13 protein-coding genes and 1 pseudogene are annotated in these 14,793 nt (G+C 29.5%); 1 reads left to right on the top strand and 13 read right to left on the bottom strand.

Going from position 1 to position 14,793, the window contains the following annotated elements; translation table 11 throughout:
* Positions 1–243: 243 nt before the first annotated feature.
* The 8 genes from HGI79_RS11135 to HGI79_RS11170 all read right to left on the bottom strand — a co-directional run bounded on the left by HGI79_RS11135 (position 244) and on the right by HGI79_RS11170 (position 9,648).
* Entirely contained in the window at positions 244–993 is a 750-nt protein-coding gene (locus HGI79_RS11135; RefSeq protein WP_185650761.1) for a hypothetical protein, read from the bottom strand.
* Positions 994–1,333: 340 nt separating this feature from the next.
* Complete coding sequence (locus tag HGI79_RS11140) at positions 1,334–3,367, bottom strand: DEAD/DEAH box helicase (RefSeq protein ID WP_185650762.1); 2,034 nt, start codon at positions 3,365–3,367, stop codon at positions 1,334–1,336.
* Between the two features lie 29 nt (positions 3,368–3,396).
* Positions 3,397–3,582 carry a hypothetical protein gene (locus tag HGI79_RS11145; protein ID WP_185650763.1) on the bottom strand — a complete coding sequence of 62 codons (186 nt, stop codon included), beginning with the start codon at positions 3,580–3,582 and terminating at the stop codon, positions 3,397–3,399.
* Between the two features lie 64 nt (positions 3,583–3,646).
* A complete protein-coding gene (locus HGI79_RS11150) occupies positions 3,647–6,970 on the bottom strand; it encodes an RNA dependent RNA polymerase (protein ID WP_185650764.1) in 3,324 nt (1,107 codons plus the stop codon).
* Positions 6,971–7,375: 405 nt separating this feature from the next.
* Complete coding sequence (locus HGI79_RS11155; protein WP_185650765.1) at positions 7,376–7,618, bottom strand: hypothetical protein; 243 nt, start codon at positions 7,616–7,618, stop codon at positions 7,376–7,378.
* A gap of 183 nt (positions 7,619–7,801) precedes the next feature.
* Positions 7,802–8,272, bottom strand: a complete 471-nt coding sequence (locus HGI79_RS11160) for a hypothetical protein (protein WP_185650766.1) — start codon at positions 8,270–8,272, stop codon at positions 7,802–7,804.
* 372 nt (positions 8,273–8,644) lie between these two features.
* Positions 8,645–9,295: a helix-turn-helix transcriptional regulator gene (locus tag HGI79_RS11165; RefSeq protein WP_185650767.1), complete on the bottom strand. Its 651-nt coding sequence runs from the start codon at positions 9,293–9,295 to the stop codon at positions 8,645–8,647.
* A gap of 170 nt (positions 9,296–9,465) precedes the next feature.
* On the bottom strand, positions 9,466–9,648 hold the full coding sequence (locus HGI79_RS11170) for a tyrosine-type recombinase/integrase (RefSeq protein WP_185650768.1): 183 nt from the start codon (positions 9,646–9,648) through the stop codon (positions 9,466–9,468).
* Between the two features lie 329 nt (positions 9,649–9,977).
* Here HGI79_RS11170 and HGI79_RS11175 point away from each other — a divergent pair.
* Positions 9,978–10,523 (top strand): annotated as a pseudogene (locus HGI79_RS11175) (ComEC/Rec2 family competence protein); the annotation flags it as partial.
* A 161-nt stretch (positions 10,524–10,684) separates the two neighbouring features.
* Here HGI79_RS11175 and HGI79_RS11180 read toward each other — a convergent pair.
* The 5 genes from HGI79_RS11180 to HGI79_RS11200 all read right to left on the bottom strand — a co-directional run bounded on the left by HGI79_RS11180 (position 10,685) and on the right by HGI79_RS11200 (position 14,755).
* The gene (locus HGI79_RS11180; protein ID WP_185650770.1) at positions 10,685–11,518 is read right to left on the bottom strand and encodes a hypothetical protein; all 834 of its coding nucleotides are present in this window, start codon (positions 11,516–11,518) and stop codon (positions 10,685–10,687) included.
* Entirely contained in the window at positions 11,455–11,685 is a 231-nt protein-coding gene (locus HGI79_RS11185) for a hypothetical protein (protein ID WP_185650771.1), read from the bottom strand. The genes HGI79_RS11180 and HGI79_RS11185 overlap by 64 nt, the downstream gene beginning before the upstream one ends.
* A 3-nt stretch (positions 11,686–11,688) precedes the next feature.
* On the bottom strand, positions 11,689–13,257 hold the full coding sequence (istA, locus tag HGI79_RS11190; RefSeq protein ID WP_185650772.1) for an IS21 family transposase: 1,569 nt from the start codon (positions 13,255–13,257) through the stop codon (positions 11,689–11,691).
* A 275-nt stretch (positions 13,258–13,532) separates the two neighbouring features.
* On the bottom strand, positions 13,533–13,790 hold the full coding sequence (locus HGI79_RS11195; protein ID WP_185650773.1) for a hypothetical protein: 258 nt from the start codon (positions 13,788–13,790) through the stop codon (positions 13,533–13,535).
* Positions 13,790–14,755, bottom strand: coding sequence for a site-specific integrase (locus HGI79_RS11200; RefSeq protein ID WP_185650774.1), 966 nt, complete (start codon positions 14,753–14,755; stop codon positions 13,790–13,792). Before HGI79_RS11200 ends, HGI79_RS11195 begins: the two co-directional genes overlap by 1 nt.
* Between the last annotated feature and the right edge of the window lie 38 nt (positions 14,756–14,793).

Below are 14,793 nucleotides of genomic sequence, written 5' to 3' on the forward strand. Positions count from 1 at the left end.
AAAAGGTCTGGAAAATACTAGTGGGCAGGTTTTTAATTATTATTTGGCATAGTTATAGTTTATACAATACATAACTCACTCAAAGCTTTATTTGCGAGTTACTTTAACATAAAGAGTGGTGTCGTTCTATATAACCAACATCTCTTCACTTCCTTTCTTTTTTGTTTTATTTGTATTTTTATTTAATACATAATCTAAATGAATTAGAGGGGTAGTTATTCCCCTCTAAGCTCTTAATTAATCTTAGTATTCAATTCCATATTGATTAATACTACAACAGTCAAAACCATGTTCATCTGCTTTTAAAAACTGTATATTTACTACATTATCTTTTAGGTTCAATATATCAATATTACTAATATCAACTATCTTGCCTGAATTGTTAGATTCGTTGTCCAATAGTACTATTGAGTCATCCTTTAATCCTAAAGAACACCAGTAATTTAGTTTATTCCATATGTCAACTACTCTGTTAATAGAATCCATTGCTATTGATTCCACATTGTTTTCTTCTCTATATGTAATAGTTTCATTTACTAGATCAATTTTAAATTTCTCTTCAATTACTGTTATTTCTATCATCCTTTCAGCTTTATTATATTTTATAGAATCGATATAATCTAAACCTATATCATCGCACTCATTTTTTGTACTGCACAAGCAGCCATCTGAAATGTATAAGTTAGTTACACCTGTAGATTCTAGTACTTCCTGTATGTATTTTTCCTCTGCAGAAGCAGTATGCACATAAAATTCTCCTTGTATTAAAGCATATTTTACTGCCGTAAAATATTCATTAGTTGAAGATATACCTTCTAAATAGTTTAAATAAACCTTTTTGTAATCATATTTATTAGAATAGATATATACTATAAATTCTTTATCACCTTCGTAATCTTCATTGCAATAAGATATTTCTATCCTAGTATTCAAGTCATTTTCTAATTCCCTCCCTAGATCTTGTCCTATTGTTCTCATCTTTAAATTTGTCATAATGTAAATTCCTCCGAATTATTTTTATTTTCACAACGAAGGGGGTGTGGTACACTTTCACTTGCTGAAAACGAGCCTTTAGGCGAAGTTTGAAGCTTAGTGAAAGCTTGCCCCCTATTTACAATTGATTTACATATGTACTTAAAACTTTATATTATATATGTATACTAGGGGAAGGGAAGCAACTTCTTTCGCTTCACTACAGAAGTTTGCTTTTCGCCCTCCCTTCCCCCAGACCCCCAACGGGGCGAATAATATACCTGTACATAAAATAAAAATTGACATTATAAAAAATCCCTACCACTTCTAATATATATATTAAGAGTAGTAGGGAAAATTTTTATATGTAAATCCATTTGCCTTTACCAAAGTCTCTATTAGCCTTTTTTTGTATATTTTTACTTTTCCAAACGTTTTGAAACTGCATTATAGATTTATCAGTAGCAGAGTTGCTAAAAATCTTTTCAAAATATTTTTGGCTGATTCCAAACATCTTTTTAAATTCGCTCACTAATATTGGAGTTCCTTCATATTCCTTAACCCATCTTATCAAATTTCCTATAATACTATCACCATTCCCATAATTAAGCACCTTATCTAGTTCAGGCGGCACTTCTTCTACTTCTATAATATTAGCACCTTTAACTCTAGAGCTTATTTTACCTAATAAACTACTCCAATAATTTTTACCTATTTCTGGTTGATAAACATTTGTTCCAATTTTATTTAGTCCAAATGTATATATATTTATCGGTTCACTACTATTATAATTTCTTATAGCACATCTATAAATATCTTGTTCTAAATCGACTAATATTTTAGTTAATCTAAATAGGTTTAACCTACTTGTACTATATCCTTTTGATGTATAGTTTAGCACTTCTGTGAGAGTTTCAGCATTAGCTTCTTTAAAAATTTCTAAAAAGTAATAACTAACTGCCATAGATGTGTAGATATCTTCAGTTTGAGAATATATACCTAACAATATTGCAGTATTACATTTCCCCCATAAGTTTTGGCCTTTTGTTCCTCCATAATGCGGTATCTTCCCATTCTCATCTAGAACAATATGCTTCATTAAATCTGTTTTCTCTAAAGTATTTTTTAGGACTTTAACAGATTCATTAAAAGTAGTTAAGTATATTTTTCCATTTATGTCCTTAAACTTATTGGTTATGAATTTAGAAAAACTCTCAATTTTTTTATTATTTCCAAAGCCTGTAATAAGGCTTGACTTACTAAAATGAATGTTATCATAGTTATATATGTTAACATGATTATATTTCTTATCATCATCAATTTTCAGAAATATATATTTACTTGAATCATGGTATTCTAAATCTATTTCTGCTGTAGCATCAAAAATAATAGTTTTAAAATTATAACTATAATTCATTATTCCTAAAGTTCTAAAAAACTGATGATTATTTCCTAAATGTATTTTATTATACCATAACCCACCTAGGGTAATTACTAATCTTTTAACATGTTCTATCTTAAATACTGTATCATAATCTAGGTACTTATCACTTAAACTAAACAGCAAATCGTCATTACTAGTTAAGCATCTCCCATCTGCTTTATGCACATAGAACTCCTTATCAGCATATTCTTTCGTTAGTTTTATAAACGTTGCATCTAATTCCTGCAATAATCCCTTTAATAATTCTTTATTCGGTAAATCTATATTTTTATCCTTTATTTTAATATTTTCAATGGAGTTTCTAATATCAGATATGAATTTTTGATCTATTCTTTGACTATCTAATAGCTCAGGCTTTTCATCTATTATTAACATTGTTCTATTACAATATTCATCTCTTTCATTTTTATATTCCGAAAAGACCTTAATGTTATCTCCCATCATTTTTAGTCTCTGAGTAGATATTAATAAAATAGGTTTTCTATACTGTTCTGCAAACTGCATTTTAACTGGCAATTCACCTTGACTATCGATTAAGTAACAATATTTCTCACCTATACTTTCCATATAAGTTTTAAGGTTTTTTATTTTATCCGAGGCTATAATTAACCCTTGCTGACTTCCAAATCCTTGGCTTTTATTTATAATATTAAAAGCTGCTATCTTTATAACTGTAGACTTTCCAAATCCAGCCTTAGCCGGTACTATAACAGTTTTACCAGCATCTATTAAATCATTAACTAATATTGCGGCTACATCTTTTGCAAATTTTAATTGTTGTTTAGATGTAATTGCACTATTATAACCTCTCATCTTTTCATCAAATTCATTAGTGATTTTTTCAATAAGTTTATTTGAATCCTCATCAATATTTGCAATTTCTGCAACCTTAACGTTATCTCTACGCATATCACAATATATTTTATCTATTAATTGTCCTTTGTCATTCATATAACGCTTAACCTCTCATATAAATTAATTTAGTTAACTTTTCTGTTTCTCCATGCTTCTTCAGCTTGTCTTAATCTTTCATTCTTGACAAACATATAATACCTATTACCAGTAACTTCATGCTTGTCTGTTAGAACCAGATTACATTGCTGACTAAGATAGAAAGATGCTTGTTTGTAATTATATATATACCTAAACTTACTGTGTTTTTCCATACTAAAATCCTCCTTTCATTTTTTATATTTTCACAACAGAGGGGGCTTTGTAAGCCCCCGAATACTACCCAATGTAATTTAAAACTGCTTGTAGCCTAGTATGATTTCTATCCTTTAAACTAAAGTTTATTTCCTTATCTTCATAGTCAAATAGAGTGATAAAGTCATCTATTTTACAATAATCAGGGAACACATATCCTACTTCTTTATCTCCTGCAAATAGTTTAATTGTCTTTCTTTCCTGATGTGTTTTTACATCTACATAACTATTTACTTTAATAGCTACTTTATTAAAATCAAGTTTATCTAATTTACATCCACCGATGCCAACTTCTTTGGTAAATCCATTCTTGCTTTGATTGCTTAATTTTTTAAATAATTGTTCTCTACTGTCTTCATGTAACTTATCTATAGTTTGTTGGCTACTTCTTTTAACTAATATCCTTTTATACTTTTTATATAAGTATTCAATGGAGCCATTTTCATCAAGTATATGAGTGTAATTTTCTACATCCATAGAATTTTTTTCTATAACTGCCGCTACTGCCTTAAAGAAAAAGTTAAATATAAAGTTTTCCGAACACTTAAGCATTACTAGAGAATGAGATATAAGTTCTCTCTTATAATTTTCTAGTATCCTATCTGCAGCGAATGTACAATCTGCTTCTGCTAATAACTTTATATTAAGATATTTTTCTTTAATGCCTTCCTTATTCTCATCAAAATTATCCTTTAACTCAGAACTTTTTCTTTTGTATGCAGATATAGTTACATACCGTTTTTTATACCTTTCTTTCAGGTCATCAAGTTCTTTATAATACTCAGCTTTAGCTTTTTTCATCTGCAGATTGTATTCTGATTGATGAACCTCTTTTTTATATTTATCATAAAGATTCTGAATTTCAGTCTTACACTTCTCATAATCTTCTTTATAAAAACCTGCAAACTCTGTACAACTCATGTACTTTTCTAAGATATCTAGCCTATCCCTATACTTCTGTTGTTGTATATCTTCCTTTATAAGCTCTCTTGCAACTCTAGTAGCATGTAAATTAAGTGCTGTATGTAGGTTTTCAGTATCTCCCTTTTTTATATAATCTTTGGCATAATAAAGAAATCGTGGCTTTTTCAATCCTTTATAGTATTCTGGAACTTTAGGTGGATTTAAAGTTTTTGGGGTATCTATTGCTAACATTTGTAAGTTCCTTAACTCGTAGGAGTAATTTCTGCAGTAATAAAATCCCTGTTTTATCTGTTCTTTTAGTTGTTCTTCAGTATAATAATCCGGTATATATTCATAGCTTTCCTCTAACATCTTTTCAAATTTAGAATATGTATTTTCCTTATATTCATCTTTAAACTTTTCCTTATATCCTTCCCATAGTGTTCTATAATCATAAATTTCACCGTAATATTTATAATTATCTTTATCTATGTACTTATAGTTTCTATACATGGCTTGTTGCGAATGATTACATACACTCATACCATACATTGCTAAACTACCTATAAGGTTTCCACTTGCTAGTAATGTAGCTTCAATTCTATTTTCTTTACTATATACCATTGGTACTTTATCACCCTCCATTGGGTTAACTAATGGTAAGTCTATAACCACACTATTTTTAATTATCTCCTCATCAACTACAAAGGCTATATCTAGATCAAAATCACATCCACTTAATATTTGTGGTGTAAGATCAAAACAATTAAACACTAAGATTTCCTTACTAAAGTGACCCGTATACTTATTCATTATTTCATTTTTAGTAAACGTAACATTTTGAATCTCACTGAAACTATTTAAAGGGCAGCGACTTATAGTTCTAACTTCATCAGCATTTATATTAGTACAATAGAAATTGTGTGCTTCTAGCCCATTTATAGGCCTATTCATCAATTCATTATTACCTCTGTACATTATCCAATCTAAAAAACTTATAGGGTCTTGTGTTAATGTCTTATAATCTCCCTTGATATAAAATTTTCCTGAAGCTAGTAAATTAATTTTTTTATTAATCATTCTAGCTATAGTCCTTCTAACGTAAGAGCTATCTATAAACGCATTATTCAATTTTAATAACTTTTCTGCCTTAGTAGTTATAGAATCATCACTTTCTAGGATTATATTTCCTTCTATATCGGTTTCTACGTTAGTTATAATATCTCCTAAGAATAGTCTTGTAACATCCTCGTTTCCTTTTAAAATCTCCTTAAATATTCTTTCAGTCTCCTGCGATAGAGTATTTATTTCCCTTTCCGTAATGGCTAGATTACTAAGTAATTGGTAATTTGTAAGGGTATAGTCTTTTAGTTTATCCGGTTCTTTATTTGTCTTAGTTATGTACAAGTGACTTAATAGATCTCCATATTCATCAAATTCATTAGAGTTTAATAATTTATAGACTTCTTCCATACTCTCAAAATTTTTAGCCCATTTGCATTGGGTCTCGTTTAAGATCATATCTGCATCATCAAGGCATTGTTCTTGTCCAAAATAATCTATACAGTAAAACTTACCATCTTCTTTTTTATAAAATAAATCTGTATCGTTTCTATAAAACTCTTCAAAATACCCTATAAAATCTACACTTGTTACAAGTCCCTTAACTGCTAAACCATTATACATTCTAATACCTGCAAAGCTTACCTGATGCTTTAAACCCATTTCATCCCTTATCTTATCTGCAAATTCTAAACTCATAATTCCGCAGCCATCAAAACAGGTAGTGTTAACTTGTCTATACTTTTTAAGTTCATCACTACTATCTTCCGTTATTTCCGTGGCAACTCCATCTATCAAAGCTATTACATCAGAAATAACTTTATTGCTACATTCAGGAAGTATTATTATATTAGGTATTAAATTTGTTTCAAAACTCGATGAGGTTGCTAAAGCTATTCTTGCTATTATATCTTTATTAATGTAAGCCTCTTGTCCATAATAATCTTCTATCTTTCCTAGGCTAATAATATATTCAAACCAATCAGCAAAAGGCTCTAGTTCCTTTTTTATAAAGTACCATTCACATTTACTATGTGTATCTTTATCTTCTACTTTCATCTGCGAAGGGGTAGAAAACCAAGCAACATACTCTATGTCATTGAATATAATCCCCTTTACTTGCCTTCTAGCTGTATCATCCCAATCTGAAAGTATAACTTTTATAATATCTGTAGTTAACATACCGTCATTAAAGTCTTGTTTAGTATATCTGCAGTACGCTTTAATCAATATATTTTCTGTTAGCCTTGCTTCTTTGATCTTCAATTCCCTTTCATTTTTGGTGATACTATATTTGTACGTTTTTTCTTTACCACTACAAGTTATCTCCTCTACGATATCAGCATTATTAAAGCTGTACATTTTAAAATCTTTCTTTTTCATATAGTTCCCCTGTTCACATAAACATATTTTTTAACTGTAGTAAGAGTTAAAAAATACTCTTACTACAACTTGTTTTGTGAGATACACTCGCTTGAGTTTTTCTCGATAAATTTATCGATTTGTAATTTCTACACTTCGCTTAAACCCATCATAGTTTGGTTCTAAACCTTTCAAATAACAATTAATAGCTAATTATTTTGCTTTTCCTCTCATACCTGGTCTTACTATAATTTCAACAGCATCATTAACGTCATTGATACTGAAATGCTTAATTAAATACTGATTTCTAGTAATTATCTCTTTCCCAGTCATTATGTAACTTTTCTCCCTATATTCATAAAATTTATCATTCATATATAAGATTGTGGACAGGATAACTCATCTCCTTGTCCAAATATGTTTAATTTAAAATGGAAGTTCTGTACCAGCTTTCTGATTCTCTGTCTTACCGTTGGACAACGATATTGGGCATATAGCATAATCAATATTTTCTTTATATAGTTGTTTCGTAATAGAAAGTACATCGCATTGTTCCCCCCAAAACATCCAATCATCAATTTTTATAAACCCTGCTTTTAGAAATAATTTTTCCAGCTTCTTTCTAGCTATTTCTCCATCAGGAGTGTAAGCCGAAAATCTCTTTTTCATAATAAAAATCCTCCTTAAGGTCTTTTTTAATATTTTTCTTAATAAAATTTCAGTTTACAAACTATTTATTTTTGTATATGTTAATAACAAAGATTTTTTAGCTGCAGTGAGAGTTAAAAAATACTCTCACTACAGCTTGTTATTTAAAATTCATTATGACTTGTAAGATATTTTTAGAATAAATTATGCAACTTTCTCCTTTAATCTTTCTAAACTTCTTTTCAATATTCCTATAACCATCTTATTAACCCTGTTTCTATCTTTTAGCTCCCATATGTTATCTTGTATTTTTCTTATGTTTCTAACTAATTCTTCCACTATGTATAGGTTTAAATAATCCTTTGTTTCTTCTTTAATTTCATTTTTTAATTTCTTAACCTTGTCTTCTTCAAGCCTTATATTCTCTTCCACTTTTGCAATATTCTTTTCTTCATCACATATTATTAAGCTTAAAACATTATCTATTTTTGTAGTTTTAGCTAATGAGTCTGTAATGTAATCAAAAACAACATCATCTTTATCAAAGATGAATATGCTTAACTTTCTGTTTTTATCTTTATCAAATCCAACGCAGGATTCAAGTTCCAAATCTTTTAACACCACATCATTATTAATTAATCCTTCTAAATTAAATATTTGTTCATTTGTTATCATAAAAATTCCTCCTTAAAATTGATCAATAATATATTTGTTTATAGTCATTACTTCTACTGTCATAAAATAGCTTAAATCCATCTCCTTTCATTAGATTTTATTAATTCAAACAATTTTCATCTGTTGATTTTAAGACTACATAATGTTATAATAAATGTGCGAAATTTCTTATAATACTATGTATAAAATAGCTTGAAATAGGTATATTTTAGTAAAATTATATTGTAAAGGGTTTAATCCCTAATACACGTTTTAAATGTTTTGTACAATTTAAGGTATGGCTATACTGAGCCTGTTATAAAACAGACAAATATATAGTCTGTTTTTATTTTTTGTAAAATTTAAAATATTTAATGTTTAACAATGATCATTTTAACTTTTGCTAATATTTGATTCTTCAATGTAATTCTTTCTTGCTTCCTCAAATTCATCAATGAGTTTATCAAACTTTTTAAGAATTGAATCTCGTTTTTCTATATACCTTGATGCTTCTGGGCGATTATCCAAACTTTGAACTTCGCTTTTTACAAAAGCCGACTCCCCTTCGTAATGCATTATTACACAACTTAACAAATCATTAATAAATCCAGTTGGCATTTCTTTATTTTGTGCAATTCTTATTACTCTATCTATAATATCAGCTATACTTTTTTTCTCTAAAGTAGTCTTATCTTCAGTTTTAAATAGATTATTTAAACTTTCAATTGTATCTGCTATTTCAATATTAAGTTCTAATCTAACTAGTTCCATACAGATATCATTTTGTCGCTGTATATCGGCTGTATAATATTCTTTATCAAGTTTATTCCAAAGTATTCTAAGTTTGTCTGATTCGGTTAATTCTTTTTGAAAATAGTTTTGCGGTATATTAAAAATATTTTCTAATGCCTGAAGATACTTTTCAGGTATCTTCCTTTCACCCGAAAACCATCTACTAATATTTGAGGTTTTAATCCCAAATTTTTCAGCAAGTTTAATATTACTCATATCATGTAGTTCTAGTATGTATTCTAGTCCAGTCATTATCATCACCTCCTGGTTAATATTTAACTTACAATCAAATAATATCACATACATTTCGTTAAGTCAATAGTATATTGGTTATTTTTTAACCAATTTTATTTTAAGGAAGTCCTTATATTAAATAAACTCAAAAGGACTTCCTACTGACTTTATTCAGTTTGTATTTCTATTTACTTAAAATACTCATCTAAAAAATTTGCTTCACTATGCTTTTTCACCAAATCATTCGTATCTATCTGAACATACTGTCTAGTAGTGGTAATCAAGGAGTGCCCTAATAACTTTTGGAGATAGAATACATCTACATTTTTTTTAACCGCATTAACGGCAAAGGTATGTCTATACAGATACATACTTTCACCTCATTTCTAAATTTCCATTTGCTTAAATCTTTTATAACAATATCCAGATTTATTTCACATATTCTCCTATTTTACTTTTTACTCCTTCTCTTAATTTATGTAAAATATTTTATTCACTGTTTTATAATCTATTTGAACTAATTTTGTTAAATAATGTAACTATACGAAGAAAATCTAATATTTACACAGAACATAAATTCGTATATAATGTATATGAATGGTAATAAATAATATAGGGTGATATTTATTATGGATAACAAAAGGCTTATATTTCACATAGATATTAATAGTGCATATCTCTCTTGGGAAGCAACTTATAGACTGCAACATTTAAAGACGTAGTTACTGCTATAAAGGCTAAAAATTTAAAAATAACTACGCCTCATTCAGGTGATGCTTTTAAATTTGGTGATGCTAATTGCGAAATACTAGCCCCTAACGGTTCTAAATATCAAGGTATGAATGATTATAGTATAGTAATTAAATTAACATATGGTAGCAATAAGTTCTTGTTTACTGGTGATGCAGAAACTTTATCTGAAAAAGAAATATTGGCAAAAGGTTTTGATGTGTCTGCTGATGTTTTAAAGTTAGGTCATCATGGATCACGTTCTTCTACAAGCACTGAATTTCTAGATAAAGTTAATCCTAAGTACGCTATAGTTTCATGTGGCAAAGATAATGATTACGGTCACCCGCATGATGTTACAATGAAAAAACTAGAAAAGAAGCATATTCCGCTATATAGAACTGATGAATCTGGAACTATAATATGTACTAGTGATGAAAAAAACATTAGCTTCAATGTTCACCAAGGAGACTATAAGCCAGTAAAGGCTGCTAAAGTAGAAACGACTGATAACTAAAAATTCTTTATATAAATGTAGCCCAAGTAGTTTAACTACTGGGCTATGCTTATATTATAACAGATAACTTTTATGAATTTGGCAGACAATATCTATATGTGTATACAGAATAAATATTAAAAATTTGCAGATAAAATTCTCATTTTATAGTGAATATATAACTATTCTTTGCCTTTTTCTTCTTCGCATTTAGGACAATATTTAATTAATTTTTCCTTAAGTGCGTAATAATATGGAACCCAATAGTTTACTCCATCTATTATAATATCTTCAAACAGTAACCCCTGGTATAAACCTTCTTCATCAATTAGTATTTGTGACAATTCTAGTTTTTCTGGATTATATATTTTTACGTTGCGTGGCTGTTTTGCATATCGTTCTTCATCTAAAGCATCACCATAAGCAATATCTATTGCTTTAAGCCAATTGATGCTTTTTTCATTTTTACATTCAGATACAATTTTCTGTATACTTGAATTACTTATTTTTTTCAAATAGCTACCATGTTTTTTACATTTACCCAATTCACCCAATTCACCATAAGTAAAGTAGTAAGATTTATCTTCAACAGGGTTATTTATAAAAACATAATCCCTAACATTCATAACAGGTAAATTAGCATTATTCAACAAATCCATTAGTATAAGATATAAATTTAACAGATTTCCACTTGTGCTAGGCATTCCCATCAAATTATTATTTCTACTCTCTTCTATTTCATTTGAAGAAAAAACTGCTTTGTCATCATCAGTTTGTAGTATTATCCCTTGATTTAATATACAAATCATATTTGTCCATTCGGTTTTATCATTTTCTTTCTGATATTGCTTCATATAACCAAATATAGTTTTCCATTTTAATGTTGCATCATACGCAAAAATAATACCAAAGCCCCTAGTTGCTGATGATTGTGCTTTAAATCCACCGAGATTTATAACTGAAGTTCTACCGCAAGGTATTTTTTGTAAGGGAATTTCGCATTGCGGATACGGCATTCTACACCACGTTTGTCCATTTCATCAATTTCTAATAGCAATAATTTATGAAGGAATTCCTCATAATCCTGTGATTCTCCCATAACTTCTTCGAAGTGATCGTGCACTCCTTTTAACTTTAAAATATTGCAGTATTCTTTAATCTCGTCGTTTAATTTCATTTTCATTTTTTATACTGCCCCTTTCCATTGTTCCTCTGACTGTAAACCAGCTAATTGGTTATACAACGAAAGGCTTGTCCTTGATTTTTCTGAAAGCATATCTGTATAATCTTTTTTTGTGCTGCATCTTGTTTCTTCAGCATGATCACAAATAGATTTAACTTTTTCCACACTCATGTCTAAGGGGGATATTCGTTCTAATTCTCTAAGGGCATCAGTAACAACATCAACTCCCTTTTCATATATTACGTTTAAAACTTCTAGAAATGTTTTTGCATCTTTGCTATAATAATGTTCGAATATGTTTTTGATTTTGGTGTCCGCTTGAAGCAGTGCTGTGCTTTTGTGTAGGGCACCTGGTTTTTTATATAGAGTTTTTAGGTAATGTTTTAATTGAATACACCAGTCATGATTGAGATAACTCCTTGTATGTACGGCAACAATGCTATTTTCGTGATAAGCAATGATTTTATCGGTATAGGCTTTAACTAATACCATTTTGCCAACCAGGGAATCCGGTACTGAGTAATGATTTTGACTTACTAAAACGGTAGAATATTTATCCACCCTGTATTCCAATGCAACGCAGCTTTCAAACATTGGTAAGTGAGGGTGAAGGTATTCCTTTTCCTTATCAAGGACTTCTAAAGGAACTGTTCCATTTGTAATGGGATTGCCATTTATTCTCATACAGGATTCTAAAAGATACCGATTGGCATCAGTAATGGAATCAAAAGTTTCTTTTGTTTTAAATGCTTTTCTCCTTACAAACTCAACGCTTCGCTCTACATGGCCTTTTTCGTTACCGGATACAATATTGCAAAATCGAAAACGAAAACCATAGTAAACAGACAGCTCTGTAAGTGCTTTTGTTGGCTCTTTTTCATGTAGACCTATAAATTTCTTTACTGCAACTCTCATATTGTCATAAACCATGGTCTTAAATGATCCTGTACAATGCTCAAAGAACTCTGCGTGTGACTGCTGAAACGCCGGAGTGTTCTGTGCCTTAAACAGCATAGCGAAGCGATAATTGCTTTTGGCTGCAGTAAATACGGCCATCTGATACTTCTTAAACCCTTCGTCTCCGATATTAAGATTTACTTCTCCCCAGTCAAACTCACACACATCTCCATAATCATATTCCTGACGAATAAAGGCTTCCCTATGACGATCCTCAATTTCTCTCACTAAACGTTTAACTGTAGCATAGCTAATATTGAATCCTCTATTAAGCAATTCTTCATGGATATCTAATTTCTTAAGTACCTGTTTAGGCCTGCCTCCGGCACGTTTTTGACGATTAAGCTCCAAAAGTTCTTCAATTACATCCATTATCTCAGGCGTTACCTTTGTAGGCTTGCGCCCATCTGAATTATACTTCGGCTTTTCTACAATTGCTTGAATAAGCTCTGAAGGGTCCATTTCTGGATTTGCTTGTAGTAGTTCCGATTTTTGTTGTTGGTATTCATTGATGTATTTATTGACAGTGTCTTTGCTCATGTGTAACTCCCTTGCTATAGCTCGGTTTGTCATGCCGTCAATGTGCTTTAATATAATTTGTTGCTTCTGTAACAATACTATCACTCCGCCTTATCCTCCTATTAGCATGATGCTAATAGGATAACATATTTATTTGAGAAGTGACCTAGTTTTCAATGAGCACTTGACCTAATATTAGATTAGCATAAACACATGTCTTTTAATATATCTTTTATTCTATTTTAGAGCTGTTTTAAGAAGTCTATTTTCACATTTGGTATACTTTTTACATTACTATAACATTCTAACATATTAATAAGCGTAAATTCGTTTTTAAGCTTTTCAGCTAATGGTTCACTTAACAACACAACCTACATATTCACTAAACTTGAGGAAATAGCATTGAACATATCAGCATCTACACTCATATATTTAGTGCTTATTCTTCCTGTAGAATGTAACATTCCCTGATAAATCCTGAAACCATAACTACTAATTTTCACAATAACTACATAAGTTTGAATTTCCAATTTTTCGTTGACTTCATAATTCTCATAAATAACAGGGGCTTTATCATCTGCCATTTCTATAATTTGCTTAACTACTGCTTCTTTTAAAATACCTAGCATTATCCCCTACCCCCTCTCATACTTATATGATTTTTGGGTTTGGCTTGTAGCAATTCCAAGGGGTTGAATTCGTTGAAATCATTACTTAAATCAGCGTTGAATATGTTTACGTAATTTTTAACCATTTCCATACTACTATGTTGTAAAATTTTCTGGAGTTTAAAAATATTCCCTCCAGATAAGACCCACTTTTTTGCAAATGTATGCCTAAATTTATGAACGCCCGTTCTCATAACTCCACGTTTGCGATTATAGGTATTTATACTATCTACTAAAGTTACTCTATTGCACTTCTCTCCAAAAGCAGTAACAAATAAATAATCTTCTTTGTTTTCAGCTTGGCGATACTGTATATACTCCATTAATACATTTTTTAAACTGAGTGACATTGGAACTATGTGTCTTTTTCTATTTTTGGTATGAGTAAACGTTATAAGCTCATTAGTAAAATCTAAATCTTCTATTTTTAAATTAATTAATGAAGATATTCTACAACCACATGCCAAAAGACAGTTTATAATAGTCCAGTTTCTATATGATACAAAACTACAATTTTCTAAGTTAGGTTTTTCTAACAAGATCTTTAATTCTTCGTCTGTATAAGTTTCTATAATATCTCTATCAACCTTTATATTTTTAATATTAAACTTATTCATATAACCCAATTTCATGAAGTAATATAGTACAGTTCTCATTTTTCTTATATTACTCGATATACTAGTATCCTTTTCTTTAGTTTCTTTTTTCAAAAACATAACAAAATCATCAAATACTTCTTTAGTTATATCTTTGATTAAGCTTTCAGGTTTATAAAATTTATACCATATAAATTTAATGCATTCTGAATAAGTATTAATCGTCGCTGGTCTTAGATTTCTAACTTCACAGTATCTTATAAATTCTTTAAATCCTTGTTCAAAAGTTTTTTCATTCTTAAGATTGTTAATTTTTAGCTTCTTTTTCATAAAAATCACCTCAAAAAAATCCAACATATCCTCTATGT

It is taken from the genome of Clostridium sp. DJ247, assembly GCF_014231265.1.